Origin of the sequence: Alcanivorax hongdengensis A-11-3, assembly GCF_000300995.1 — a bacterium.
GTDB classification, from domain to species: Bacteria; Pseudomonadota; Gammaproteobacteria; order Pseudomonadales; family Alcanivoracaceae; genus Alcanivorax; species Alcanivorax hongdengensis.
Window position 1 is genome coordinate 1 of record NZ_AMRJ01000080.1, and the last position, 948, is coordinate 948.

The following is a 948-nucleotide window of genomic DNA, read 5'->3' on the forward strand; positions in this document are numbered from 1 at the left end:
AGGTGACACATGACCAAACCTACATTCGACATTGATGCTGCTCTCAAGGCCTTGAAGGAAGGCAAAGACCTGACCGGCAAAGACGGCATTCTCACGCCGCTGATCAAGCAGCTTACTGAAGCCGCGATGCAAGCCGAGCTGGACAATCATCTTGCCGAAGAGGCCGCGCCGAACCGCAAGAATGGCACGACCAGCAAGACCATGAAAGGCCCCACCGGCAGCTTTGAACTCAAGACGCCCCGAGACCGAAGCGGCACCTTCGAACCCCAGCTCATCAAGAAACACCAGACGTACCTGACCGATGAACTGGAGCGCAAGATCATTGCCCTGTTTGCTCTCGGCAATAGCTACCAGGACATCCGCGCCCACATTGCCGAGATGTATGATATCGAACTCTCCAACGGCACTATCAATGCCGTCACCGACAAACTCTTGCCAGAGCTACAGGCGTGGCGAGAGCGTGATCTCGAAGCCATCTACCCGATTGTCTGGCTTGACGCCATCCACTACAAAATCAAGGAAAATGGGCGCTACGTCAGCAAGGCCATTTATACTATTCTCGCCCTGAATATCGAGGGCAAGAAAGAGCTCCTTGGCCTGTATCTCTCAGATCAGGAGGGCGCCCATCACTGGCTCTCCGTGCTCACAGACCTCTACAACCGTGGCGTCAAAGACATCCTGATCGCCTGTGTGGATGGCTTGAAAGGCTTCCCTGAAGCCATCGAGAGCATTTACCCGAAAACGGAAATCCAGCACTGCGTCATTCACCAGATCCGTAACTCACTGAAGTATGTGGCCTCGAAAAACCAGAAAGCCTTCATGGCCGATCTGAAGCCTGTTTACAAAGCTGCCACGCTCAACGCTGCAGAAATCGCACTCGATGAACTGGAGGCCAAATGGGGCGAGAAATATCCGATGGTGATCAAGTCCTGGCGGGACAAATGGCCA

1 protein-coding gene is annotated in these 948 nt (G+C 53.9%); it reads left to right on the plus strand.

Features of this window, described 5'->3' with window-relative positions:
- Positions 1-9 precede the first annotated feature (9 nt).
- Positions 10-948: IS256 family transposase (locus A11A3_RS17140; protein ID WP_008930593.1), on the plus strand; the 939-nt coding region annotated here is incomplete at its 3' end.